General features: G+C 65.8%; 26 protein-coding genes and 1 pseudogene. 6 read left to right on the plus strand and 21 right to left on the minus strand.

What is annotated here, in order from left to right; genetic code table 11:
- Positions 1–3: 3 nt before the first annotated feature.
- From FPZ54_RS02115 to FPZ54_RS02165, 11 genes are all read right to left on the minus strand, one after another.
- The gene (locus FPZ54_RS02115) at positions 4–570 is read right to left on the minus strand and encodes a Uma2 family endonuclease (RefSeq protein ID WP_145844630.1); all 567 of its coding nucleotides are present in this window, start codon (positions 568–570) and stop codon (positions 4–6) included.
- A 31-nt stretch (positions 571–601) separates the two neighbouring features.
- Positions 602–1,600, minus strand: coding sequence for a quinolinate synthase NadA (gene nadA / locus FPZ54_RS02120; protein ID WP_145849525.1), 999 nt, complete (start codon positions 1,598–1,600; stop codon positions 602–604).
- 50 nt (positions 1,601–1,650) lie between these two features.
- The gene (locus FPZ54_RS02125; RefSeq protein ID WP_239019674.1) at positions 1,651–2,427 is read right to left on the minus strand and encodes a hypothetical protein; all 777 of its coding nucleotides are present in this window, start codon (positions 2,425–2,427) and stop codon (positions 1,651–1,653) included.
- Between the two features lie 62 nt (positions 2,428–2,489).
- A complete protein-coding gene (locus FPZ54_RS02130) occupies positions 2,490–3,236 on the minus strand; it encodes a DUF4230 domain-containing protein (protein WP_145844632.1) in 747 nt (248 codons plus the stop codon).
- The gene (locus tag FPZ54_RS02135; RefSeq protein WP_145844633.1) at positions 3,218–4,075 is read right to left on the minus strand and encodes an MBL fold metallo-hydrolase; all 858 of its coding nucleotides are present in this window, start codon (positions 4,073–4,075) and stop codon (positions 3,218–3,220) included. The genes FPZ54_RS02130 and FPZ54_RS02135 overlap by 19 nt, the downstream gene beginning before the upstream one ends.
- Before the next feature lie 148 nt (positions 4,076–4,223).
- Positions 4,224–5,855, minus strand: coding sequence for a M56 family metallopeptidase (locus tag FPZ54_RS02140; protein ID WP_145844635.1), 1,632 nt, complete (start codon positions 5,853–5,855; stop codon positions 4,224–4,226).
- On the minus strand, positions 5,852–6,220 hold the full coding sequence (locus FPZ54_RS02145; RefSeq protein WP_145844636.1) for a BlaI/MecI/CopY family transcriptional regulator: 369 nt from the start codon (positions 6,218–6,220) through the stop codon (positions 5,852–5,854). Before FPZ54_RS02145 ends, FPZ54_RS02140 begins: the two co-directional genes overlap by 4 nt.
- Before the next feature lie 208 nt (positions 6,221–6,428).
- Complete coding sequence (locus FPZ54_RS02150; RefSeq protein WP_145844637.1) at positions 6,429–7,802, minus strand: glycosyltransferase; 1,374 nt, start codon at positions 7,800–7,802, stop codon at positions 6,429–6,431.
- Positions 7,803–7,831: 29 nt separating this feature from the next.
- Positions 7,832–8,161 (minus strand): Grx4 family monothiol glutaredoxin, encoded by a 330-nt coding sequence (gene grxD / locus FPZ54_RS02155; RefSeq protein ID WP_145844639.1) that lies wholly within the window; start codon positions 8,159–8,161, stop codon positions 7,832–7,834.
- A gap of 1 nt (position 8,162) precedes the next feature.
- The gene (locus tag FPZ54_RS02160) at positions 8,163–8,405 is read right to left on the minus strand and encodes a BolA family protein (RefSeq protein ID WP_145844640.1); all 243 of its coding nucleotides are present in this window, start codon (positions 8,403–8,405) and stop codon (positions 8,163–8,165) included.
- 2 nt (positions 8,406–8,407) lie between these two features.
- Positions 8,408–8,731, minus strand: a complete 324-nt coding sequence (locus FPZ54_RS02165; protein WP_145844641.1) for a DUF1476 domain-containing protein — start codon at positions 8,729–8,731, stop codon at positions 8,408–8,410.
- 141 nt (positions 8,732–8,872) lie between these two features.
- On the opposite strand from FPZ54_RS02165, the gene nadC reads away from it, so the two are divergent.
- Complete coding sequence (gene nadC, locus FPZ54_RS02170; protein WP_145844643.1) at positions 8,873–9,718, plus strand: carboxylating nicotinate-nucleotide diphosphorylase; 846 nt, start codon at positions 8,873–8,875, stop codon at positions 9,716–9,718.
- A gap of 33 nt (positions 9,719–9,751) precedes the next feature.
- Positions 9,752–10,219, plus strand: coding sequence for a hypothetical protein (locus FPZ54_RS02175; RefSeq protein ID WP_145844645.1), 468 nt, complete (start codon positions 9,752–9,754; stop codon positions 10,217–10,219).
- Between the two features lie 13 nt (positions 10,220–10,232).
- On the opposite strand, the gene FPZ54_RS02180 is transcribed toward FPZ54_RS02175, so the two are convergent.
- From FPZ54_RS02180 to miaA, 6 genes are all read right to left on the minus strand, one after another.
- Complete coding sequence (locus tag FPZ54_RS02180; protein WP_422396567.1) at positions 10,233–10,655, minus strand: DUF4112 domain-containing protein; 423 nt, start codon at positions 10,653–10,655, stop codon at positions 10,233–10,235.
- A gap of 7 nt (positions 10,656–10,662) precedes the next feature.
- Complete coding sequence (locus FPZ54_RS02185; RefSeq protein WP_145844648.1) at positions 10,663–12,123, minus strand: ABC transporter substrate-binding protein; 1,461 nt, start codon at positions 12,121–12,123, stop codon at positions 10,663–10,665.
- Positions 12,124–12,223: 100 nt separating this feature from the next.
- Positions 12,224–13,243, minus strand: coding sequence for a ketol-acid reductoisomerase (gene ilvC, locus FPZ54_RS02190; RefSeq protein ID WP_145844650.1), 1,020 nt, complete (start codon positions 13,241–13,243; stop codon positions 12,224–12,226).
- A 155-nt stretch (positions 13,244–13,398) separates the two neighbouring features.
- On the minus strand, positions 13,399–13,914 hold the full coding sequence (gene ilvN, locus FPZ54_RS02195; RefSeq protein ID WP_145844652.1) for an acetolactate synthase small subunit: 516 nt from the start codon (positions 13,912–13,914) through the stop codon (positions 13,399–13,401).
- Positions 13,915–13,918: 4 nt separating this feature from the next.
- Positions 13,919–15,679: an acetolactate synthase 3 large subunit gene (locus tag FPZ54_RS02200; RefSeq protein ID WP_145844653.1), complete on the minus strand. Its 1,761-nt coding sequence runs from the start codon at positions 15,677–15,679 to the stop codon at positions 13,919–13,921.
- An 88-nt stretch (positions 15,680–15,767) separates the two neighbouring features.
- Positions 15,768–16,688 carry a tRNA (adenosine(37)-N6)-dimethylallyltransferase MiaA gene (miaA, locus tag FPZ54_RS02205; RefSeq protein WP_145844655.1) on the minus strand — a complete coding sequence of 307 codons (921 nt, stop codon included), beginning with the start codon at positions 16,686–16,688 and terminating at the stop codon, positions 15,768–15,770.
- A gap of 27 nt (positions 16,689–16,715) precedes the next feature.
- Here miaA and serB point away from each other — a divergent pair.
- Positions 16,716–17,601, plus strand: a pseudogene (gene serB / locus FPZ54_RS02210) (phosphoserine phosphatase SerB).
- A gap of 4 nt (positions 17,602–17,605) precedes the next feature.
- On the opposite strand, the gene FPZ54_RS02215 reads toward serB, so the two are convergent.
- Positions 17,606–18,619, minus strand: coding sequence for an SPOR domain-containing protein (locus tag FPZ54_RS02215; protein WP_145844657.1), 1,014 nt, complete (start codon positions 18,617–18,619; stop codon positions 17,606–17,608).
- 179 nt (positions 18,620–18,798) lie between these two features.
- On the opposite strand from FPZ54_RS02215, the gene FPZ54_RS02220 reads away from it, so the two are divergent.
- Genes FPZ54_RS02220 through FPZ54_RS02230 form a run of 3 tightly spaced genes read left to right on the plus strand, consistent with a single transcriptional unit; the run spans position 18,799 to position 21,411 of the window.
- Positions 18,799–19,518 (plus strand): ParA family protein, encoded by a 720-nt coding sequence (locus tag FPZ54_RS02220; RefSeq protein ID WP_145844659.1) that lies wholly within the window; start codon positions 18,799–18,801, stop codon positions 19,516–19,518.
- Positions 19,518–20,066 (plus strand): hypothetical protein, encoded by a 549-nt coding sequence (locus tag FPZ54_RS02225; protein ID WP_145844660.1) that lies wholly within the window; start codon positions 19,518–19,520, stop codon positions 20,064–20,066. Before FPZ54_RS02220 ends, FPZ54_RS02225 begins: the two co-directional genes overlap by 1 nt.
- A gap of 16 nt (positions 20,067–20,082) precedes the next feature.
- Complete coding sequence (locus FPZ54_RS02230) at positions 20,083–21,411, plus strand: SPOR domain-containing protein (protein ID WP_145844662.1); 1,329 nt, start codon at positions 20,083–20,085, stop codon at positions 21,409–21,411.
- Between the two features lie 54 nt (positions 21,412–21,465).
- Here the strand turns inward: FPZ54_RS02230 and FPZ54_RS02235 are convergent, their stop codons facing one another.
- From FPZ54_RS02235 to FPZ54_RS02245, 3 genes are all read right to left on the minus strand, one after another.
- Positions 21,466–22,680, minus strand: coding sequence for a dihydroorotase (locus FPZ54_RS02235; RefSeq protein WP_145844664.1), 1,215 nt, complete (start codon positions 22,678–22,680; stop codon positions 21,466–21,468).
- On the minus strand, positions 22,677–23,669 hold the full coding sequence (locus FPZ54_RS02240; RefSeq protein ID WP_145844665.1) for an aspartate carbamoyltransferase catalytic subunit: 993 nt from the start codon (positions 23,667–23,669) through the stop codon (positions 22,677–22,679). The genes FPZ54_RS02235 and FPZ54_RS02240 overlap by 4 nt, the downstream gene beginning before the upstream one ends.
- Positions 23,670–23,742: 73 nt before the next feature.
- Positions 23,743–24,948 (minus strand): cation:proton antiporter, encoded by a 1,206-nt coding sequence (locus FPZ54_RS02245; protein WP_239019676.1) that lies wholly within the window; start codon positions 24,946–24,948, stop codon positions 23,743–23,745.
- Between the last annotated feature and the right edge of the window lie 10 nt (positions 24,949–24,958).

Genomic DNA, 24,958 nt, shown 5'->3' on the forward strand with positions numbered 1-24,958 from the left:
GAGTCAGAGCGTCGCGGTGGCGACGGTCAGTCCGGCAATCGTTGCTGCGGTGATCGCGTCGCCAAAGGCGATCTCCCGTTGCTCGGCGTAGCTACCGTCGATGGGCGACCACATCTGGTGAATCGTGCGATCGTCAACATCGGCGACCCAATATTCCGGGATTTCGTGCCCGGCATAAAGCTCGGCCTTCAAACCCTTGTCCGTCGCGGACGTGCTGCTCGACACTTCCACCAGCAATCGAACCGAAGCCAGGGGGATCGGCCCATCGCCGCGCGGCTCATCCGTCACGATGATGTCCGGACGCGGCATGTCATTGTCGGACAGCGCCACACTGCCTTCATCGCCGGAAAACAACCTGCTGCCTGACAGTTCGAGCGACTTGCGGAGTTGGTAGCCAAGTTCGGACTTCGCGTACCAATGCGGTCGGAATTCCGGACTCATCACTATGACATCCCCCGCGATCAGCTCAGTCTGCATTCCTTCGAACGCGCCCGACTTCGCCAAAGCGAGATAGTCCGCGACACGGAGCCGATATCGATGCGGTGACTGAAGGACATCCTGCGCGGTCATGGGTGCTATCCTACCACAGCCGTGCTGGCCCTCAATCCCCCGTCACGCGCAGCGGCCCCAAGTCGCCGAGACCGACCGTGCCGCTCGCCATCGCCAGCATCCGGTCGAGGCTCTTCTTGGCCTTGAGGCGGATATCCTCGGCGATCTCGATCCGCGGCTCCAGGTCGCGGAGCGCGATGTAGAGCTTCTCCAGCGTGTTGAGCGCCATGTACGGGCAGATATTGCAGTTGCAGTTGCCGTCCGCTCCAGGGGCGCCGATGAATGTCTTTTCCGGAACCGCCTTTTCCATCTGGTGAATGATATGCGGTTCGGTCGCGACGATCATCGTGTCGCCGTCGAAATCCTTGGCATAGGCGAGGATGCCGCTGGTCGACCCGACATAATCGGCATGGTCGAGCACATGCGGCGGGCATTCGGGATGCGCGGCGACGGGGGCGTCGGGATATTGCGCCTTGAGCTTGAGCAACTCGGTTTCGCTGAACGCTTCGTGCACGATGCACACGCCCGGCCAGAGCAGCATGTCGCGCCCCATCTTGCGGTTGATATAGCCGCCGAGATGCTTGTCGGGGCCGAAGATGATCTTCTGGCTTTGCGGGATCTGGCTGAGGATCTTCTCGGCCGACGAACTGGTGACGATGATATCGCTGAGCGCCTTAACCTCTACCGAGCAGTTGATATAGGTCAGCGCGATATGATCGGGATGCTGCGCGCGGAACGCGGCGAACTGGTCGGGCGGGCAGCTGTCTTCCAGGCTGCATCCGGCGTTCATGTCGGGCAGCACGACGACCTTGTCGGGGGAGAGGATCTTGGCGGTTTCGGCCATGAAGCGGACGCCGCAGAACGCGATCACATCGGCATCAGTCTCCGCCGCCTTGCGCGATAGTTCGAGGCTGTCGCCCACGAAATCGGCCAGGTCCTGGATTTCCGGCTTCTGGTAGTAATGCGCCAGGATCACCGCGTTGCGCTCCTTGCGCAAACGGTCGATCTCGGCGCGGACGTCGATGCCGGAGAGGCTTGTGGGTGCGTTCATCATGAGGCCCTCTGATTCGAGCGCTCACATGGCCTTGTGAAGGCGCGGGTTCAACCCATTGGCGGCATCGGACCAAACTCCAGCGGCGCGACATTGGCGCCCGGCGTGCCGGCGGTGACCCAGGCGAAGATCGCATCGCCCAGCGGGGAGTAGACGAGCAGTTCCGTGGCGATCATGACTCCGACGATCGCACCCGTTCCCCAAAGCCATGCCGGATGCACGCGCCCGGTACGCCGCCAGTCGACCATCATTCCGACCAGCGGGAAGATCAGGCCGAGCGCGGAGGCGATCTGGAACGCCCAGGGGATCAGCAGCGGCATGGGGATCAGGCGCCCGAATCCCGGGCCAAGGATCGCTGCCATCGCGCACAGGTGCAGACGGCGGTGCCAGTCGGTCCTGCGGCGGCGCGCCACCGCGGCCGTGGTGAGCGCGGCGAACAGCGCCAGGGCGAGCGGATTGGCGATCAGGAAATGCTGTGGCTGAAAGAAAAAAGGCGTCAGCCCGGACTGGGTGCGCGCGACGATGACCCACAGGCCAGCGGCGATCATCGCGACAACCCATCCCACGGCAATCCAGCCCAGACGGCGGTGAAGCGCCAGCGGCCCGCGCGTTGCGAGAAAGGTCTGGAGGACGTAGATCACGACCCAGCCGAAGAAAATCACGCCATGGGCATGGACGTAGACCGGTGACGCGAAGGTCGATCGGCCCATCGCCAGATTGAGACTGAACCCTGCGACGAGAACCAGTCCCATCAGCAGGGCGCTGATTTCGAAGAAGCGCGAATCCCCCGCGTGCCCTACCGTTTCCGTACCTGCGACCGTTGCCATGGATGCCCCCGCATATCTGTTGCGGATGCGCCTCATATCACATCACGTTATCGAAACGAATGTTAGTTTTCGCTGGCTTCGCGCGCCGCGCGGTCCTTCATCACCTGTTCGATCGACCTCGACACGTCCCAGCGTTCATTGTCCTGCGGCGTGCGTTCATCGGGGAACAGCGCCTCCACCGTTACGTCCATGCCGGTGGCGCGGAGTGGCATCGAAAAGCTGCGCTCGACCGCGCGGCGGGTCGCGTCGCGGGCGAGACGCATCGGGGTCGCCTCGCGCGCCTGCCGGATCAGTTCCTTTTGACCTGCGGCGCGGTTTGCGGCGTCCAGTCGATCCTCGCTGTCGGTCAGCGCCATCAGCATACCGCCCTCGCCATATTCGCGGATAGCGTTGAGATCGACTTCGGGACCGACCACCTCCAGCGGGGGGAGGGCAATGCTGAGCTTTCGGGTTGCCGGGTCCCAGATCACGTCGCGCTGGCTGAGCTTGCCCAGATCGACTTCGTAGCGGACCGATCCGGGCATGATGAGCGTCTTCTGCGCGGTGAGACCGAGCCGGGTCTGCGTCGTGGTCACCACCGCGACATAGCGGGCGGCGAAGGCGGAGAGCCGGTTCTGTTCGCGCAACCCCTGCAGGCTGGCGCTTGCCACGGTGACGGGATCGGGGCCGCCGGTCAGCCGGTCGAATGCGCTGCGTCCGACGAAATAGGCCGTTGCCCCGGCGGCGAGCGCCATGGCGAGGATCACACCCAACGCGATCACGCACCCCTGCGCGATGCCACCGCGCTGTCTTATGCCGCCCTGGTCCATATCTCTCCTTCCGCGCGGACCAGGCCGCGATTGCCGAGGTCGATCAGATGCGCCAGCACCGAGCGGCCCGCCGCCCCGGTCAGGCGTGGGTCGAGCCCCACATACATGCGCGCCACCATATCCGGGATCGCGCCGACCCGTTGATCGAGCAGCCGCAATATCTGTCCCTCGCGCTGCCGGCGATGCCCCATCATCCCGCGGACCAGGCGACGCGGGGTCGTTACTTCGGGACCGTGCGCCGGATAGAAGACGCGGTCTTCGCGACCCAGCAGCTTGTCAAGGCTCGCCATATAGGCACCCATATCGCCATCGGGCGGCGCGACGACGCTGGTGGACCAGCCCATGATATGGTCGCCCGTGAACAGCGCGCCGCTCTCCTGCAACGCGAAGCAGAGATGGTTGGACGTGTGGCCTGGCGTCGCGATGGCCTCCAGCGTCCAGCCCTCGCCCGCAACCGTATCGCCATCGGCGAGAACGCGGTCGGGGGCGTAGTCGCGGTCGAAGGCGGCGTCGGCGCGCGGGCCGTCATCGTCGATCGTCAGCGGCGCGCAGCCGATGATCGGCGCACCGGTCACGGCCTGAAGCGGGCGGCTCGCCGGGCTGTGGTCGCGATGGGTGTGAGTGCAGAGGATCGCGCGCACCGGTCTCCCGGCGATGGCGGTGCGCAGTGCGTCGAGATGATCGGGCAAATCGGGGCCGGGATCGATTACCGCGAGATCGGTGGAGCCGACCAGATAGGTCTGGGTGCCGGTATAGGTGAAGGGCGAGGGATTCGCGGCCAGCACCCGCGCGACCAGCGGTTCGAGCCGGATCGCTTCGCCGGTTGGAGCTTCGCTCATTGCCTCCAGATGGCGGTTCGCGACGCTCGACACAAGCCCGCACCCGCCGGACGGGGAAGAAACGGCCGACCGCGTTGAAGGGACGCGGTCGGCCGGGCCGGAACCTCCGCGCGGCGATGGGCGTGTCGCGCGAAGGTCCAGTTCGGGTTCAGTCGATATCGGCAGTTTCGATTTCGCGGATCGCGTCGTCGATGCCCTTGAGCGCGGCGGACTTCTGCTCCGCGCTCAACTCGTCCTGCATCTCGACCGATTTGCGGGCCATTTTCAGGCCCATCAGCGCGTGGCGGGTCCCCATGCGGGCGCTGGCGATCGCGACGGTTTCGGCGCGGCGGGCAATGGCTTCGACGTCCTTCGCCTTGTCGGCAGCGGCGGCGGCGCGCATTTCGATCCGGTCGGTGCAGATCACGATCTTGCGCTTGTCGCCATCGCGGGTCTCGACCTTGACCTCATCGTCCTTCGATCCGCCGCACTTGATCGCCTTCACGTCGATCTTCGTGTCGCCCGACCAGGTGAAGTTGCTGCCGTCGCCCTTGATGACGACTTTGGTTTCGGTCCGCGCCCTTTTGTCGCCCTTCTTGCCATCATCGACGAAGACGTAGCGATATTCGCGCTTCGCTTTTGGAACTTCGGGTGCCTCTGGCGCACCGGGAGCTTCCGGAGCCTCTGCGGCGAGAGGGGGTTCCGGCGCATCCGGAGCAATCGTGGCATCCGCCTGCGGCGGGAGTGGGGGGCGGGGCGCGGTTGGCGCGACCGGCGCTTCGGGCAGGCTGGCGGCGGCGCCGGTTCCGGACGCGGTGAGCGCCAGTGCGCCGAGCGAGAGCGCGAGCGCGCCGGTGACGCCCGCAGTAATCCGGGTGCGCGATTTGGGATTGTGTTTCGAGAGCATCTTCAGCCTCCCCTTCAATTCGTTGACGGTGTGTAGGTGACATGCCGCCGAGACCGCACCCCCATGCGCGGACTTGACGATGGCGCGGCCATAGGCATGGCGCAGCGCCGGTGCGCGGCCCGAGAGCACAAGGGCGTCACAGGCCATTTCCTGGTCGGCGCGGAAGGCGCGGAACGCCCGCCATGCGACCGGGTTGAACCAATGGAGCGCGAGCACCACCAGCGCGATCCAGTTGGCGATCAGGTCACCACGCACATGGTGCCCGAGTTCGTGGGCGAGCGCGAGATTGCGCTCGAGCGGGTCATAGCGTTCCGCAAAATCGCGCGGAAAGGCGACATATTTGCGCCAGATGCCAAAGGCGAGCGGTCCGGTCGCGGCATCGGTCTCGATGACATGGACGCGTCCTTCCGCGACGGTGCGACGCGCTTCGGCCTTGCGCAGCAGGCTGGCGCAGAACCGTCGATGGGCGATCAGATGATAGCCGAGAAAGACAAGCGCGCCGATCACCCAGATGCCGATCAGCAAAGTCGCGATATTCGGTCCGCCCTCCACCACCGTCGGCGGCACGATCGCGATATCGGCCTGTCGCCCGGCAAGCTCGACCTGCGCCTGGATCAGCGCATTGTCGATGATCGCCTGTGGCGCCCGGTCGGCATTCAGCACGCCGAAGGTGACGCCGGGGCCGGTTTCGGCGCTTTGCGTCAACGCCGCGAGCCAGTCGGTGAAGGACCATGTTCCGGGCATTGGCGGCATCACCATGCGGAGCACCGGCAGCACCCACAGCGCATAGGCGATATTGGGTCCGAAAGTCCGGCCGACCTGCTTGCGGAGTGCGAGTACCAGCAGCATCAGCAGCGTGGTGGCGATGACGGTTTCGATGATCCAGGCGATCATTGCTTGATCTCCTTCAGCAGCGCTTCGATCTCGGCAATGTCCTGATCGGTCAGTGCGTCGCGTTCGGCGAGGTGGGCGACCAGCGGAGTGAGCTTGCCGCCGAACAGCCGGTCGATCAGTCGCCGCGACTCGCCTTCGACATAATCGCCGCGCGCGACCAGCGGGCGATATTGGTAGCGGCGGCCATCCTCGTCCGCTGCGATCACATTTTTGGCGAGTAAGCGGCCGAGCAGCGTCTTGACCGTGTTCGCGCTCCATCCCCGCGCAGGGGCGACGCGCTCGGCAACATCCTGAGCCGTGAGCGGGGCTTCATCCCACAGCACTTCCATCACCGCATGTTCGGCATCGCTGATTCGTTCGGTCATCGAATTCCCTCTCGACTACGGGTGTAATCGTCGCGATCACATCTGTAGTCAAGGGGCTGAACGGTCGATGAACGTTTCGGGTGCATCGTGGAGGTGTCGGCCAATTTGACACCCGGGCGAGAGGTTAACCCACGCTAACCATGAAAATGGCGGAAAACCGCAATTCGGGCGAATTGGCACGCACGATGCACCCTAAGGGGCAATGCGTTCACCCCATGTGTGACGCTTCAGGGGCGGGCGATGGAACCAAGCGGTTCGATCGTCCGCCCCGTCCCGTTTCGGGCGGGGCGTAATCGACCAGACCCCCGTCGCTCCGGCGGCGGCGGCGGAACAGCTTCACGCCGTCCTCCTCCAGCCGTTCCGCAGCGCGGGCCATCGCTTGAGGATAGATGGTGCCGAACAGCCGGTCGAAGGTGCGGTCCCAGCCATAATGGTCGACCACCATGGCCCGCGCCCTGGCGCCGACCAGTTCGGCGCCATCTTCCCATAGCCGGACGACATTGGCCGCCATTGCGCTGCTATCGTCGACCGGGCCGAGCAGGCCGAGGCCGGGCGGAACGCGATCCGGCATCGCCCCGCTGGCCACGCCGACCACGGGAAGGCCGCTCGCCTGCGCCTCCAGGACCGAGATGCCGAACGTCTCGTCCGCCATCGCCGATACATAGATGTCCGATGAGGCAAGCGCACGGGCAAGGCCGGCGCGGTCCTGTTCAAAGCCGGTGAAGACGATCGGCAGATCCGCAGACTCGCGCGCCAGCCGGTCGCGCAGCTTGCCGTCGCCGATCATTACCATCGCCGCGCCCAGACCGGGCGGGAGCTTGCGGAACATCTCGACCAGCCGGTCGGCGCGCTTTTCGTTGTCGATCCGCCCCGCATAGACCAGCAAAGGGCCATCGCCTGGCAGTCCCAGGGCGGCGCGATATCCGGGATCGCGGCGGGCGGGGGAGAACAGGCTGGTGTCCACGCCGAGCGGCATCACGTCGGTACGCGTGATCGTCTTGCGCGCGAGCGTCGCGCGGGCATCTTCGCTTAGCGTATAGACCCGGTCGAACTCGCGATAGGTGATCTCGGCATAGCCATAAGCGAGCATCCGCATGAAGTTCGCTGCGATGCGCCCGGCCTTTGCTTCCACGACGCGGTGAACATGCGCATTGGGGAAATCGGTCCGATAACCCGCGACCAGCGCGGTTTCCGGGAAATCGCGCCGATGCTGGATCGCGGTCCAGGGCAGCACCCAGGGACACAGGGACTCGACGATGTCGGGCCGGTAGTGGGCGAGCAGGTCGCGCACCACGTTGGTGCGCAGGATGAAGCGGTAATTGGGACTTCCGCGCACCGGTTCCGCGCCCACTTCGGCAAAGATGTGGCGGCCGTTGATCGTGATCCGGTCCTCAGGGCCGGGAACAATCTGAAGCAGCTGATGCGGCGTGCGGTTGAGCACATAGTCGCGCTTCTCGCGCAGATAGGTGCTGATCCCCCCGCCGCCCGCGGGCGAATAGCTCTGGGTCAGATCGCAGATCAGCAGGGACGAATCGTCCCGCACCGCCGCGCCAGGCGCGGCAGCGAAAGAGGGTACGAACATAAGCTCTACTCGCGGTTCTAGGGACCCCGTTACGAGGCCGTAACGCCCCGTTCTTCGAGAAGTTGCGAGAGCTCTCCGCTCTCATACATCTCCATCATAATGTCCGATCCTCCGATGAACTCGCCCTTTACGTAGAGCTGCGGAATGGTCGGCCAGTCGGAAAACGCCTTGATGCCCTGGCGCACTTCCTGGTCCTGGAGCACGTCGACGCTCTCGAATTCCACGCCCAGATGGGTGAGGATCGAAATTGCGCGGTTAGAAAAGCCGCATTGCGGGAACAGGGGCGTTCCCTTCATGAACAGGACGACGGCGTTGTCATCGACCAGCTTGCGGATGCGGGCCTGGGTATCTTCGGTCATTTCACTCGCTCCCTGCCGGAACGGCGGTGGTGAGCTGGAGCGCGTGAAGCACGCCACCCATCCGCCCGCCGAGTGCGGCATAGACTGCCTGATGCTGCTTGATACGGGGCAGCCCCCGGAAACTTTCGCTGACGACGCGCGCGGCATAATGATCGCCGTCCCCGGCCAGGTCGGTGATCTCGACCTGCGCGTCGGGAATGCCGCTGCGGATCAGCGTTTCGATCTCGTCCGCCGCCATCGACATGGCTATTGCGCCTCGATCAGCTGGCGGCGCGCTTCGACGGTCATGTCCTCGACCGCCTTGCGCACTGCGGCGTCGTCGATCTCCACTCCCGCAGCAGTGAGGTCGCCGAACAGCTTGCGGATCACGTCTTCGTCGCCCGATTCCTCGAAATCGGCCTGGACGACCGCCTTGGCATAGGCGTCGGTTTCCTCCGGCGTCAGGTTCATCTTCGCTGCCGCCCATTGACCGAGCAGCCGATTGCGGCGCGCCGTCACGCGAAACGCCATTTCCTCGTCCCGCGCAAATTTGGTTTCGAACGCGCGCTCGCGATCGTCGAAGGTCGTCATCCTGCAACACCCCTTGGTTGTTTCGTTGCGGAGATAGGGGGCGCCCCGGTCCATGACAACGGGTGCGACCAAAAGCGTCGAACGTTGCCCGCTGCGCGCGGGACCGCTAGGCGGCGGTTGTCCTTGCCAAGCGGAGTTTCCATGTCGCCATTCCAGCTCGACGGGTTTGACCTCGACCGGTTCGTCGCCGCGACGCTGGCGGAGGATGTCGGCGCCGGAGATGTGACTGCGCAGGCGGTGATTCCGGCCGACGCCGCTTTTACCGGCGTGATGGACAGCCGCGATGCGGTGGTCGTCGCCGGACTGCCGATCGCCGCCGCCTTTTTCCGCGCGCTCGATCCCGATGTGGAGATCGCGTTGCTGGTCGGGGAGGGCGCGCAGGTTGCTGGCGGAAGCGACCTGATGCGGCTGCGCGGCAATGCCCGCGCGTTGCTGACCGCCGAGCGATCGGCGCTCAACACCGTCCAGCATCTTTCGGGCGTTGCGACGATGACCCGCGCCTATGTCGATGCGATCCATGGGACCGGCGCGACCTTGCTCGACACGCGAAAGACGATCCCGGGCCTGCGTCGGCTGGAGAAATATGCGACGAGGATGGGCGGCGCGCGCAACCATCGCATGGGGCTGTGGGATGCGGCGATGATCAAGGACAATCACATCGCGGTCGCCGGGTCGGTGGGCGAGGCGGTGGCGCGCGCGGTGCGGGCGGGGATTGACGAGATTATCGTCGAGGTCGACCGGATCGACCAGATCGAACCCGCATTGAGGGCAGGCGCGACCCATTTGCTGCTCGACAATATGGGGCCGCCGATGCTGCGCGAGGCGGTCGCGCTGGTCGCCGGGCGGGTGCCGACCGAGGCGTCGGGTGGCGTCCGGCTCGACACGATCCGTGCCATTGCCGAAACCGGGGTCACCTTTGTCAGCGTCGGACGTCTCACCCAATCTGCGCCGGCAGCCGATATCGGGCTGGACTTCGCCGCGGCTTGAGTTTTAGCTGTCGACAACAAGGGAGGGGGATTCATGCGTCCGCAGTCGATCGTTCGGTTTGAGCTGGCCTATCTCGGCTCCATCATCGTCTGGGCGATCGGTCTCGCGATCGGATGGAAGACGCGGCTCGCCGTTCTGGAAACCAATCCAGCCTTTTCCGGAAATCCCCAGATGTTGAGCCTCGGCCAGTCGGTGATGATCGGGTTCAGTCTGTTTCTGCTCTGTCTGTGGCTGCTGCTCTGGTATTTCACGGCGCGCAAGGCGAGCGAGGTGGCGAAATGGATTCTCGTCGCGTTCTTCGCGCTGTCGGTGCTTGCGCTGCCCTTTACGCTGATGGGCTATGAGAGGGCAGGGATGCTCAGCGTTTCGCTGAACTTGGTGATGTTCGCGCTCAACGCCTTTGCGGTGTGGATGTTGTTCCAGCCCGATGCGCGCGCATGGTTCGCTGCCGATGCAAATGCGGCCGATCCGGCAGAGTCCGAGGAACCACCTCTCCTCTGAGGCTCGCCGCCCGTCAATTGTCGATTGTGGCCGTCGCCGGGTGATGCCTGTCGAGGTGCCGTCGGATGATCCGCAGGTTGCGGGAGTTGGACCGGTAGAAAAAGTCGGCGACGTCGCCGACCCCGGGGATCAGGCCGATCAGCCAGTCAAAGCCGACATTGCCGGCCATGCGCAGCATTGCGCTGCGCGACATGCCGATATTGCGCGCCTCCCACAGCATGTAGAGGCCCATGATCGCGGCGACCACATCGCCCCCCACCGGGATCAGCCCGATCAGCGCGTCCAGCCCGACGGTCTGCTTGGTACCGGGTATCGTGAAGCTGCGCTCGAGCAGCTTTTCCATCGCGGTCACCCGCTGGCGCACCGAATGGGGATCGCGACCGACCGGAAAGGATCGGGGCGTGCGTTGAATGCGGGTCGCCTTGGCCAACGCAATTCTCCTGTTACCGGTCCCGCAAATGGGTGAGCGGATGCCATGCGCGCGCATTGCCCTGCCAGGCGCGCAGCCGCATCGCGGCGACGGACCAGCGCAGCGGCTGCGCGATCGGAATATAGAGGTTGGCGCTGGCGAAAGCGAGGTCGGCTTCTGCGAGTGCCTGCGCCCGCTCACCCAGCGTCTGGGCGTCGCGGGCGGTTTCGAGCAATTCGGTCAGATCGTCGGGGCAGCCGCGGCACGCCGTCACCATGAACCAGCGCGCGCTGTCATAGGGGGCCACGGCATCGATCAGGCGCAGATCGGCGTCACCGCTCTCCTCAACCCATATCGGTTCCAGGCCGATGTCCATCAAGTCGCGGGCAATGCGGCTCCAGACGAGCACGGTTCCGGGGCTGCGCGGCATGGCGACGCGGATCGTGAGCGGCGCATCGGGATTATTGGCGTGCCAGGCCGCGACGCGGTTGCGCGCGATGATCCGGCGCCCTTCCAGCGGCTGTGCGACCCAGTCGGGCGCTGCGGGCGCGGTGGATGAATCGAGTTGAGCGGGCAGCAGCGTCTCGACCGGCGACCAGCCCTGGCGGAACAGCCCGGTCAGCGCCGCGCGATCGATCGCCATCGCCATCGCGGCGCGATTCTCCGACGCCTCGGTAAAGCCTTCGCGCGAGACGATCGCCAGGCCGAAGAGGCCGGCGGCGGGGTCCAGGCGCAGATTGGCGGGGGCGATGCCCGCATGATCGAGCAGCGGCCAGTCGTGGAAGGTGCCGCCCAGAACCAGATCGGATTCGCGCCGGGCGAACCGCGCCAGCGCCAGCGCGGCGCGCTCTCCGCGCAGGCGCACATCGTCAGCGGGATCGGCTTCCTCCGGTTCCTCGATAATGCGGTTGGGGTCGAGCGCCGGGCGCAGCAGCGGCGTGCTGCCGCCGTCGCCGATGACCCGGAACGGGCCGCTCCCCGCCAGCTTTGGCCTGCGCAAAATCGCAAATTCGGGCTGGGCGAACAGTTTGAGCAGATCGGGGCGGGGATATTTCAACCGAACCTCGACCACCTGGGGCGTCATCTCCACCACTTCGTCGATCACCGCGACGAAAGGTGCGAGCGCCGAGCGCGCCCGGGGGGCGATGGCGGCGCGCAGGCTGGCGATGACATCGTCGGCGGTGACGTCTGACCCATCGGGCCATTGCGCCTGGCGGAGGCGGAAAATGTAGCTGCGGCCCTCGTCGGTGACGATCCAGCGTTCTGCGATGCCGGGTTCGATCCCGCCATTGGCGTCGAATCGGACCAGTCCCTGCGCGGTCGCGCCGAGCAAAACGCGTTGAGGAAAGTCGAGTTCGCCGCGCGCGGGATCGCGCAGTTCCGCCGGCCCTCCGATCGCGCTGACGACGACCGGAACGTCATCTGGCCGCCTCCGGTCACAACCACCTGCGATCAGCGCGAGCGCGGCGACGAAGGGCAAGGCGGGGGAGCGCATAGCGCCAGCTTTATGAAGGCGGGGCGGGGAATCCAACCCCGCCCCGACATCTCGTCTTCTTTCTAGCCCCTCCCCGTGAAGGGGATGGGCTTAAGAAGGATCAGTTCTTTTCCTTATCGACCAGCTTGTTCGCGCCGATCCAGGGCATCATCGCGCGCAGTTCGCTGCCGACCTGCTCGATCGGATGCGCGGCGGCGGCCTTGCGGCTGGCCTTGAGCTCGGGCTGGCCGGCGCGGTTGTCGAGGACGAAATCCTTGACGAAGCGGCCCGACTGGATGTCGGCGAGCACGCGCTTCATCTCGGCCTTGGTCTCGTCGGTGATGATCCGCGGGCCGGTCTTGATGTCGCCGTACTCGGCGGTGTTCGAAATCGAATAGCGCATGTTGGCGATGCCGCCCTCATAGAGCAGGTCGACGATCAGCTTGGTTTCGTGCAGGCACTCGAAATACGCCATTTCGGGGGCGTACCCCGCCTCGACCAGCGTTTCGAACCCGGCCTGGATGAGGTGGGTGATGCCGCCGCACAGCACCGCCTGCTCGCCGAACAGGTCGGTTTCGCACTCTTCCTTGAAGTTGGTTTCGATGATGCCCGAACGGCCGCCACCGACGCCGCTGGCATAGGCAAGCGCGACGTCATGCGCGTTGCCGGTCGCGTCCTGATGGATCGCGATCAGGCAGGGGACGCCGCCGCCGCGGACATATTCGCTGCGCACGGTGTGGCCGGGGCCCTTCGGCGCGATCATGATCACGTCGATGTCCGCCGGCGGCTCAATCAGACCGAAATGGACATTGAGGCCGTGCGCGAAGGCGAGCGCGGCGCCCGGCTTCATATGGCCCTTGATGTCATTCTCCCAGATCGCGGCCTGATGCTCGTCGGGGGCCAGGATCATCAGAATGTCGGCCCACTTCGCCGCTTCGGTGGTCGACATGACCTTGAAGCCCGCGCCCTCGGCCTTTTTCGCGGTCGCCGAGCCGGCGCGCAGCGCGATCGCCACCTCGCCCACGCCGCTGTCGCGAAGATTCTGCGCATGGGCGTGGCCCTGCGAGCCATAGCCGACAATGGCGATCTTCTTGCCGGTGATCAGGTTCAGGTCGGCGTCACGATCGTAATAGACACGCATTTCTCAGTTTCCCTTTTCCTCCTCTCCCTATGGGAGAGGATACGAAGACTTGCCAGCTTGCTGGCTAGTCGGAGTTGGTGAGGGTGACTGGCCTCTCGCCCTCACCCTTCCGCGCCTTCGGCGCTCCCTCCCTCTCCCGCTGGGAGAGGGAAATTTCAGGCCGCCTCTTTGCCCCGCGCGATGGCGACGATGCCGGTGCGGGCGACCTCGATCAGACCGACTTCGCTCATCAATTCGATGAACTTGTCGATCTTTTCGGTCGTCCCGGTCACCTCGAACACGAAGCTCGAGATGGTCGCATCGACCACACGGGCGCGATAGACTTCGGACAGGCGCAGCGCCTCGATCCGGTGATCGCCGGTGCCGACGACCTTCACCAGCGCCAGCTCGCGCTCGACATGGTCGCCCTCGGCGGTGAGGTCGCGGACCTTGTGCACCGGCACCAGCCGGTCGAGCTGGGCGACGATCTGCTCCAGTACATGCGCGCTCGCGCTGGTGACGATGGTGATCCGGCTCACCGACTTGTCATCGGTAATCTCGCTCACCGTCAGGCTCTCGATATTATAGCCGCGCGCGGTGAACAGACCCGCGATCCGCGCGAGAATACCCGGCTCGTTGTCGACGATGACCGCGAGCGTATGCCGCTCGGCCTTTTCTTCTTTGATGTGCATGAGCTTAGACCAGCGCCTTGGCTTCGTCGTCCATCTCGCCGGACACTTCGGCGGCTTGGAGGAGCATTTCGGTATGGGCGGCGCCCGACGGGATCATCGGGAAGCAGTTGGCGAGCTTCGCCACGCGACAGTCGACGATCACTGGCCCGTCATAAGCGAGCATGTCGGCGATGCCCGCATCGAGCTGGTCGCGGCGTTCGATCAGGATGCCCTTCCACCCATAGGCTTCGGCGAGCTTGACAAAGTCCGGCAACGAGTCGCTGTAACTCTCTGAATAGCGGCTGGAATAAGTCAGTTCTTGCCACTGGCGGACCATCCCCATATATTCGTTGTTGAGGATGAAGATCTTGACCGGAAGGCGATACTGGGTCGCCGTCGCCAGCTCCTGAATGTTCATCTGGATCGACGCTTCGCCCGCGATGTCGATCACCAGCGCATTCGGATTGCCGAGCTGCGCGCCGATCGCAGCGGGCAGGCCATAGCCCATCGTTCCAAGGCCGCCACTGGTCAGCCATTTGTTGGGACTCTCGAACTCGAAATGCTGCGCGGCCCACATCTGGTGCTGGCCCACCTCGGTGGTGATGATCGGCGCCTTGTCGCGCGTCGCCTCCCACAATGCGCGGATCGCGCGTTGCGGCATGATCGTGTCCTTGTCGATCCCGGGGCCTTCTTCGGGGAAGTCGAGGCATTTGACCGCGCGCCATCCCTCGATCCGTCGCCACCAGTCGGACAGATCGGGCTTGGGATGTTGCCGTGCCTTCCAGATGCGCAGCATGTCCTCAAGCGCGTGGCCGACATCGGCGACGATCGGCAGATCGACGCGCACCGTCTTGTTCATCGACGAACGGTCGATATCGATATGAATCTTCTTCGCGTGCGGCGCGAAGGCGTCGAGCCGACCGGTGACGCGATCGTCGAACCGCGCACCCAGCGCGACGATCAGGTCCGCCTGATTCATCGCATAATTGGCTTCATAGGTGCCGTGCATCCCCAACATGCCGAGCCACTGGTCGGACGATGCGGGCAGGGCGCCCAGCCCCATCAGCGTCGAGGTGACCGGCGCGCCGGTGATCTTCGCCAGCTCGCGCAGCAGCTGCGATGCGCCGGGGCCCGAGTTGATGACCCCGCCGCCGGTGTAGAAGACCGGACGTTCGGCTGCCGCGAGCATCTCGACCGCGCTCTCGATCAACGCCTTGTCCGCCTTCACCTGAGGGCGATAGGTCTTGTGCTGGATCGGGCCGGGCTTGGCATAGCGCGCGGTTGCGATCTGCACGTCCTTGGGGATGTCGATCACGACCGGGCCGGGGCGGCCCGAGGTCGCGATGTGGAAGGCCTCATGGACCACCGCGCCGAGCTGGGCGGGGTCCTTCACCAGATAATTATGCTTGGTGCAGTGGCGGGTGATGCCGACGGTATCGGCCTCCTGAAAGGCGTCGCTGCCGATCAGGTGCGAGGGCACCTGTCCGGTGATGACGACCATCGGGATCGAATCCATCAGCGCGTCGGTGATGCCGGTGACCGCATTGGTCGCGCCGGGACCGCTGGTGACGAGCACCACACCGGGCTTGCCGGTCGAGCGCGCATAGCCCTCGGCTGCGTGGGTCGCCGCCTGCTCGTGGCGGACGAGAATGTGCTTGATCCGGCTTTGCTTGAAGATCGCGTCATAGATCGGGAGCACCGCGCCGCCCGGATAGCCGAAGATGACGTCCACGCCGAGGTCGTTGAACGCCTCGATCAGGATGTCTGCTCCGCTCTTCTCGGCCACGTCGTGTCTCCTACTGATTGCCGCGCTGCAATAGCATCACGGGAAGGGCGCTGCTATGCGTAGTAAAGATGCGTGTCAACCACTTTCATTATACGAATCGTGCGAAATTTGCCATCTGTTTGGATATTTCTGTCGCCTCGGTGCGGGGCCAGTGGGGCGGCGGCTGATGTCTGAGCCAAGTATATTGCCGTTTGGCATATTGGCGCGTCGCCGCCTGAGCGCGGTCCAGCGCTGTCGCCCGGTCGGGCGAACCCTCGAGAAACGCGGTGATTTCCGCGACGCCGATCGCGCGGCGGACGGGTGCGGAGGCGGGGATTTCGCGGCGTTCGAGCAGCGCGCGCACCTCTTCGATCGCGCCTTCATCGAACATTGCGACGAGTCGCCGGTCACAACGCTCCGCCAGCCAGGCGCGGTCGGGGAGGAGGATCAGGGGGGCAAGGTCGATCGTGTCGCCGATCCCGCCGACCCGCTCGGATTGCCAGGATGCGAGCGTGCGCCCGGTCGAACGGACGACTTCGAGCGCGCGCGCGACGCGGGTGGTGTCGGCGCGATTGAGGCGGGCTGCGGCCTGCGGGTCAGCATCCACCAGCGCGCGATATGCCTCGGCGACCGGCAATTCGCGGACTTCGGCCCGGGTTGCCGGGTCGATCGGCGGAACCGGAGCGATCCCGTCGAGCAGGGTTCGGATATACATGCCCGTTCCCCCGGCGAGGATCGGGAGGCTGCCGCAGGCATGGGCGGCGGCGATCTCCGCCTTCGCCTCCTCGGCCCAGCGCGCTGCGGAATAGTCTTCGGTCCCGGCAACGTGACCGAACAGCCGGTGCGGTGCCTGTGCCTCCTCCTCGGGCGAGGGGCGGGCGCTCAGCACCCTCAGCTCGGCATAGACCTGCGCCGAGTCCGCATTGATGACGGTGCCGCCGCTCGCCTGCGCCAGGGCGATCGCCAAAGCGGACTTGCCGCTGGCGGTCGGCCCTGCAATGAGCGCGACCGGGGGCAGGGGCGCATTCATGCCCCGTGACCCGTAGCAGAGAGAAGCATGGCATACATCGCGACCCTGATAGCAGCCGACACGCTTTCCGCAGGCGATATTTCCATGGCGCAGGACAAGCTGCGCGATGCCTTCTGCGAGCCGGTGGGCGTCACCGAACTGGCCGAAGGCAAGGCGTTCGACCTGATCTTCGTCAACGGCCCGGATCGCGCGCGCGTGGCGCTGGAGGGGGTATTCGACCGCACCGATGTGGTGGTCCAGCCGATCCTGGGGGCGGATCAAGCGGCTGCTGGTGGCCGACATGGATTCGACGATGATTACCGTCGAATGCATTGACGAGCTCGCCGATTATGCCGGGATCAAGGCGCAGATCGCCGAGGTGACCGAGGCGGCGATGCGCGGCGAGCTGGACTTCGGCGAGGCGCTGGATGCGCGCGTGGCGCTGCTCAAGGACCTCGACGCGGGCGCGATCGACCGTTGCCTTGCCGAACGCGTGCGGCTGATGCCCGGCGCGCGGGTGCTGGTGCAGACGATGAAGGACCATGGCGCCCACACCATCCTGGTGTCGGGCGGATTCACCCGCTTTGCCGATCCGGTCGGCGAAAGGATCGGGTTCGACAGGGTCATCGCCAATGAATTGCTGATCGAGGGTGGCGCGTTGACCGGCGCGGTGGCCAAGCCGATCGTCGATTCAGGGACGAAGGAGAGAACGCTGCTCGATGCGCTCGCCGAACTTGACCTGACAGCGGGGTCCGCGCTGGCCGTCGGCGACGGCGCGAACGACCTGGCAATGATCAAACAGGCGGGGCTGGGCGTCGCCTATCATGCCAAGCCGATCGTCGCCGCCGCAGCCGGTGCGCGCATCGATCATAATGATCTGACCGCGTTGCTTTACGCTCAGGGTCTGTTTCCCGAACGATGGGTGACGGACTGACCGGTTAGTTCCGCACCGGCACGCACGGGTCGAACGCCCGACATGCGCTGCTCGCCTCGGCATTGGAGGCGAAGGGGCCGACCAGCACCTTCGTCAGCCTGCCTGCCTTGACGTAGAAGATCTGCCGGCCCGGGAACCGTGCCCCGGCCTGACCGCCGATGCGGCGCGCATTTGCGGGGTCTCCAAACGCGCCCACCTGAACGCGCCAGCCGCCATCGCGCACCGGGGTTGCGGCGGCCTGTGCGGCCTGCGCAGGTTGCGGTTTTGGCTGGGGCTTGGGTGCCGGGCGAACGATGGGCGGGGCGGGGCGTGTCTCCGCGACTTCCGCCGCGGGTTCAGATGGGATGGCGCGGGACGGCTGATAGGCGGTGGAGGGCGGAAGATCGGTACGTCCGAGCGCGCGCGGGGGCTGGGTCGCGCGTGAGGGCGGGACGGCGGCGACCTGTGGCCGACCGGCGTCGCGCTCATAGGCGCGCGCGAGTTCCAGCCCCTTTTGCCGGTCCTGAAGCGAGATATAGCGATCCATCTGCGCCTGAGCGGTGGACGCCTGGGGCAGGCCCTGTGCCGCCGCGCGAGCGGTCAGCGCATAGGCGCGAACCCAGTCCTTTTCGACCGCATCGCCGTTGAAATACATCGTACCCAAGACGTACTGCGCCCGCGGCTCGCCACGCGCCGACGCCTTGGTCAGCCATTCGACCGCCTGCAGGCGCTTGCCGTTCTCGAACAGCGACAGGCCGTAATTCTCTTCGGCCTGGGGATGGCCCTGAAGCGCGGCCTTGCGATACCATTCCTCTGCCTGGGCGAGATCGGCGGGGACGCCACGGCCGAGCTTGTACGCCTGGCCCAGGTTGAACTGCGCATCGGGATCGCCTGCGACTGCAGGACCGCGCCATTCGTTCACCGCAGTACGATAGTCGCCACGCTGCCACGCCTCGACCCCGGCTTTGACGTCGGCAAATGCGGGAACACCCGCGACGATTGAGGCGGCGACCATCGCCGTCCAGATCACATGCTTCATCGAATAGTCCCCGGTCCCACGCGCTGGATAATGGCAGTTAACCATAGTGTGGCCAAGCAATGCTTGCGCTCCGGTTAAGCCCGACATGGGACAAGTCCCGGATGTGCACCTCCCATTAACGGCTTCTTAGGGTCCCGCTGTCATCCCCAACGCTGAATAATCGGGAGTTTCGAGGGGCAATGCGCGTACTCGCGATGGCATCGCAGAAAGGTGGTTCGGGGAAGACCACGCTGAGCGGACACCTGGCGGTGCAGGCTCAACGGGCGGGTCATGGCCCGGTCGTGCTGATCGACATCGATCCGCAAGGTTCGCTTTCCGACTGGTGGAACGAGCGTGAAACCGACTTTCCCGCATTCGCGCAGACCACGGTCGCGCGGCTCGCCGCCGATCTCGAGGTGCTGCGTCAGCAGGGCTTTCGCCTCGCCGTAATCGATACGCCGCCCGCAATCACCATGGCGATCCAGAGCGTGATTCAGGTCGCCGAACTGATCGTCATCCCGACCCGCCCCTCGCCGCATGACCTGCGCGCGGTCGGTGCTACGGTCGATCTGTGCGACCGCGCGGGCAAGCCGCTGATCTTCGTGGTCAACGCCGCCACGCCCAAGGCCAAGATCACCAGCGAAGCCGCTGTCGCGCTGTCGCAGCACGGCACGGTTGCCCCGGTCACCTTGCACCATCGCACCGATTTCGCCGCGTCGATGATCGACGGGCGCACGGTGATGGAAGTCGATCCCAAGGGCAAATCCTCCGGTGAGGTGACCGCGCTCTGGTCCTATATCAACGACCGGCTGGAAAAGAATTTTCGCCGCACCGTGTTCAGCGCGCCCGCTGCATCGGCACCACAGGCGGTGTTCGCCGGGCGTCCGCAGGGCGGCTTTGGCCGCCGGGTGGTGAGCTGATGTTCGGTTCTGCCAAGCCCGCCGCCTCGCTGTCTTCGGGCCTGCTCGCGCGCAAGGGACAGGCGCGTCCCGCGATGCGCCCGCAGGGGTTTGTCGGGTTGGACCCGGGAACCTCGCTCGACGATCTAGGCTGGAACGACATGGGCGGCGAGATGTCCGCCCCGGTTCCGCCGGTATTGAGCCAGCGCCAGGCGCTGGTCGAGGAATATACGCCGCCACCCGCGCCGGAGCCGGTCGCGCCGTCCGTAGCTGCGGCGCCGGTTGTCGCGCCCGAGCCGGTGAGTGCGCCCGTCCCGGAATCACCCGCCCCGCGTCCGGTCTCAAAGGCCACGGCGTCGCGGATCGGCCGTGAGGTCTCGGCGCGCAAGGGCAAGGCGGCCTTCACGCTGCGGCTCGACAATGAACGCCATCTCAAGCTGCGCCTCGCCTCGGCCCTCACGGGTCGTTCGGCGCAGCTGCTCGTCACCGAGGCGCTCGACGCCTTTCTGGAAACATTGCCCGAATTGGGGGCGCTGGTTGACCGGCTTCCCGCGGGCAAGGCTCGCTAATCGGGGGATTTGAGCCATGAACGCACGTCGTATTCTCACCGTCAGCGTCTCGGCGCTGGTCCTTGGCGCGCCGCTCCTCGGTGCGCCGTCGCTGATCGGCGGCCTCGCGGTCGCCAATGGCAAGGTCGAAACCGTCGATGCCCGCAAGGCGGCGAAGGAGGCCAAGGCCGCGCAAAAGGCGCTGAAGAGCGGCAATGCGCAAAAGGCGGTCACCCATGCTGAAGCCGCGGTGACGTTCGATCCGCGCAATAGCGAATATCGCAAGCTGCTCGGCGAAACCTATCTGTTCGCTGGCCGGTTCGTCTCGGCGGCGCAGGCGCTGAACGAGGCATTATCGCTCGATCCAGCCAATGGACGCACCGCGCTCAACCTCGCGCTCGCACAGATCGCCAATGGCGAATGGGCGACTGCGCGCCAGACGCTGGATGTCCATGCCGCATCGATCCCGGCGAGCGATCGCGGGCTTGCCATCGCGCTTGCAGGTGACCCCGGCAGCGCGGTTGCGCTGTTGATGGAGGCCGCGCGGCAACCCGGCGCGGACTCCAAGACGCGCCAGAATCTCGCGCTCAGCCTTGCTCTTGCCGGGCAGTGGCAACAGGCGCGCGCGGTCGCGGGCATCGATCTGTCGCCCGACCAGCTCGACGGCCGGATCATGCAATGGGCGAGCTTCGCCCGACCGCAAAACGCCTATGACCAGGTCGCCGCGCTGCTCGGCGTCACGCCGGTCGCCGACACCGGCCAGCCGACACGTCTCGCGCTCGCCCAGTCGATGTCGACCGCCGTGGCCGCACAGCGCGTCGCTGATCCGGTCGATAGCTATATGCCCCGCGCAACTCCGGTCGAGACCGTTGATGCCGTCGCTACACCTTCCGGTGACGTGGCGATGACCGATGCGGTCGCGGGTCCCGCGATCACCGTGCCCAGCGGCCAGCAAATCGTGTTCGCGCCCCGCAAGGAAATCGTCCAGGCGATTCCCACCCGGGCCGTGCGTACCGAAGTGGCCAGCGCCAGTGTCGGTGCAACCGCGCCGTTGAAGGTAGAGACCGAGGCGCGCAGCTTCGCCAAGGGCAGCTGGTATGTCCAGCTTGGGGCTTATGACCGGATCGGCGTTGCACGCGATGCCTGGGGCCGCGCGATCAAGCGCACGCCGACGCTGGCGAGCCTGACCCCCGCCAGCGCGAGCGTTTCGACCCGTGCGGGCCGGTTCCAACGGCTTTCGGTCGGCGGGCTTGCCCGTGCCGATGCCGACGCACTGTGCCGCGAAATCCGTGGCGACGGCGGCAGGTGCTTCGTCCGCAGCGGGGCAGGGGACAAGCCGACGGGTTGGGCCCAGCGCACGCGCTGAGCTGTCCTGCAAATTCAGGTCGGGAAAGCCGGGCCGACGCCCGGCTTTTCTGATTCAGCGGATCTCGCTTCCACCCTTGAACAGCCGCACCGCCCGGCCTTGAACCGGAAGGCCGTCGAACGGGGTGTTGCCCGCCTTGCCCGCCATGCTGTCCGAGTTGATCTGCCAGGGCGCTTCGGGATCGACCAGCACCAGATCGGCGGGCATTCCCGGCGCCAATGTGCCGCTGTCGATGCCCAGAATGCGCGCCGGGTTGCGCGCCAGCAAGGCGAACAGTTGCTCCAGCGTGATCCGCGCGTCGCGCACCAGCCCCAGACCCAGTGCCAACAGCGTCTCCGCCCCGGCCATGCCCGGCGTTGCGTCGGCAAAGGGCAGGCGCTTCTCCTCCGGCCCGCGCGGGTCGTGGCCCGAGCACAGTATATCGATCGTGCCATCGGCGAGCGCGGCGAGCGCGGCGATCCGGTCGCGATCGTCGCGAAGCGGCGGCGACAGGCGCGCAAAGGTGCGGAAATCGGACAGGTTGATGTCGGACAACAGCAGATGCGCGGGGGTAATGCCGCAGGTTACCGCAACCCCGCGCGCCTTGGCCGCGCGGACAAGGTCGAAGGCCGCCGCCGTCGTCAGCTGGCGGAAATGAATCGCCGCGCCGGTCTGTTCGGCGAGCATCAGATCGCGCGCCACCGCCAGCGCCTCCGCCATTGCGGGCGCGGCGGGCAGGCCGAGCCGGGTCGCGGTTTCGCCTTCGGTCGCCACCGCGTTGCGGGTCAGGTCGCTATCCTCGGCATGGGCGATCACCACCAGGCCGCAATCGCGCGCATAGGCGAGCACGCGGCGCATCACTCCGCTATCGGCGATCCAGCCGCGCCCGGTGGAGACCGCACGGGCGCCTGCGCCGGCATTGGTCGCATATTCGGCAAGGTCCTGGCCTTCCAGGCCGCGCGTCGCCGCCGCGATCGGATGGACCCAGAGTTCGGGCTTGCCCATGTCTGCGGCGCGCTGGACGATGCCGGGTCCGTCGAGCACCGGCGATTGATCGGGCATCAGACCGATCCGCGCGATGCCCCCGGCGCGGCACGCCGGCTTGTCCATTGCGAACACACCGAGATCGACCAGCGCCGGGGCGAGCAGCTTGCCGCCGCAATCGATCGTTTCCGCATTTTCGGTTGCGGTTTCGACGATACGGCCGTTGCTGACGCACAGGTCGCCGCTCCGCGCGCCGCTTTCGGGGCAGAGCAGGCGTGCGTTGCGGAAGATCATGTTGACGGTCATGCCCATCCCTCCACGCCGCGCGACCGACGGGTCAGCACGTCGAGACAGGCCATCCGCACCGCTACGCCCATCTCCACCTGTTCGGTGATCGCCGATCGACCGGGTAGGTCGGCGACGTTCGAATCGATCTCGACTCCGCGATTCATCGGGCCGGGGTGCATGATGAGCGCGTCCGCCTTGGCGCGCTTGAGCCGTTCTAGCGTGAGTCCGTAATTGAGGTGATATTCCCGGGTCGAGGGGATATAGGCGCCCGACATGCGCTCATTCTGGAGCCGCAGCATCATGACCACATCCGCGCCCTCCAATGCGGCGTCGAAATCGGTAAAGGGGGTAACCCCCATCTTCTCGATCGCGCTGGGCATCAGCGTTGAGGGCGCGACCACCCGGACCTCTGCGGCGAGCGCGGTCAGTGCGAGGATGTTGGAGCGCGCGACGCGGCTGTGCAGGATATCGCCGCAGATCACCACGCGCTGGTGCGCGATCGTCCCGCGTCGGCGCCGGATCGTGAGCGCGTCGAGCAGCGCTTGCGTGGGGTGCTCGTGGCTCCCGTCGCCCGCGTTGAGCACGGGGCAGTCGACCTTGTCCGCGATCAGCTGCACCGCGCCCGACGACATATGCCGGATCACGATCACGTCCGCACGCATCGCGTTGAGCGTGACTGCGGTATCGATCAGCGTCTCGCCCTTCTTCACGCTCGATTGCGCGGCGTGCATGTTGACGACGTCGGCGCCCAATCGCTTGCCCGCGATTTCGAACGACAACAGTGTCCGGGTCGAGTTTTCGAAAAAGGCGTTGATTTGCGTGAGGCCATCCAGCCGATGGTCGCTTCCGGAACGGTTGCGATTCGCCTCGATCCACTGTTCCGCCTCGTCGAGCAGGAACAGGATTTCGTGCGGCTGAAGCCCGGAGATGCCGGTCAGGTGCGCGTGCGGAAACACGGCGCGCCCCTGAATCTGGGCGCCGGGGCGATGATCGATCGGCGGTTGCATTAAAGGCGCGGGTTAGCGGGGCGGGGCGGGGGGCGCAAGCGGGCCGGTGCCGATTCGACGGTGTCGAACGACCCTAGCCGGTTTCGGCCTTCAACCGCGCCAGGCGAGGCTTTGCCATCGGAATGCTCAGCATCGTGCTGCCCACCGCCATCAGCAGCAATGCGGTGAAGGCTGCATTGGTGATGACGCCCTTGTCGAGCAGGATGTTGACGAAGATGATCATGATCAGCGCCTTGGTCTGAAGCAGCCAGCCGATCAGGCTCGCCTCCCCCTTGGCCCAGCCCAGGATCCGCCCGGCAAGATGGACCCCGGCGAGCTTGCCGGCGACCGATGCGACCAGCAGCAGTGCAGCCCCGCCGAACACCGCCACGCCGCCCATGTCCCATTGCGTGCGCAGTCCGGTCGACAGGAAGAAAACGGGCATCACCGCGAGCAGGATCGTATCGCGGAAATTGTCCATCGTCTTGAGATTGAACCAGCGCGATTCGAGCACCGCTCCAGACAGGAAGGCGCCGACCATATAATGGAGTCCTGCCCAATCGGCGGCCAGTCCGCAGGCAGCGAGCCAGATCAGCCCGCCATACCAGCGATCCCGCTCGCCGATGCGTTCCATCAGCCTGCGGACGAGCCAGGTGGCGAGCGCGAAGACGAGCAGGAAGGCGAGTTGCCGCCCGATCCGCTCCCAATCGAGCAGGATCAGGGCGAGGACCCCCCAGATCGCGATATCGTCCATGCTGGCATAGCGCAGGATGCGCTGGCCGAGCGGCGCGCGCAGGATTTCCAGCTTTTCCATGAACAGGACGAGGATGGGCAGGGCGGTGACCGCGCAGGCCATGCCGATTCCCAGAACCACCTGCCAGGCCTGCCCCTCCGGCCCGGCCCAGCCGCCCCAGCCGATCAGGATCAGTCCGGCGGCAGCGCCGAACAGCAACGGAACGGCGAGCGCCAGCCCCGCCGTGATCCCGGTCTCCCGCTTGCGCCGCCATGCTTCGGTCAGATCGAGTTCGATGCCCGCGACCCACACGAACATCATCACCGCCCACCAGGCGATGCCGTTGAGCGCAGTGATGACCTCGGGCGTGAAGATCGACTGATAGTAAGCGGGGAAGGCCGCACCCAGCACGCCGGGACCGAGCAGGATTCCCCCGATAATCTGTACCACGACGAGCGGTGCCCAATGATCGGTCCGGCCGATCCGCCAGACGAGATAGGGCGCGGTAAAAATGATGAGCATCGCGACGAGGAACAGTTCCGTCACAGTCACGGTCATCGTTGTCATTACCCCCCGC

This window comes from Sphingomonas suaedae (assembly GCF_007833215.1).
Taxonomy (GTDB): Bacteria; Pseudomonadota; Alphaproteobacteria; order Sphingomonadales; family Sphingomonadaceae; genus Sphingomonas; species Sphingomonas suaedae.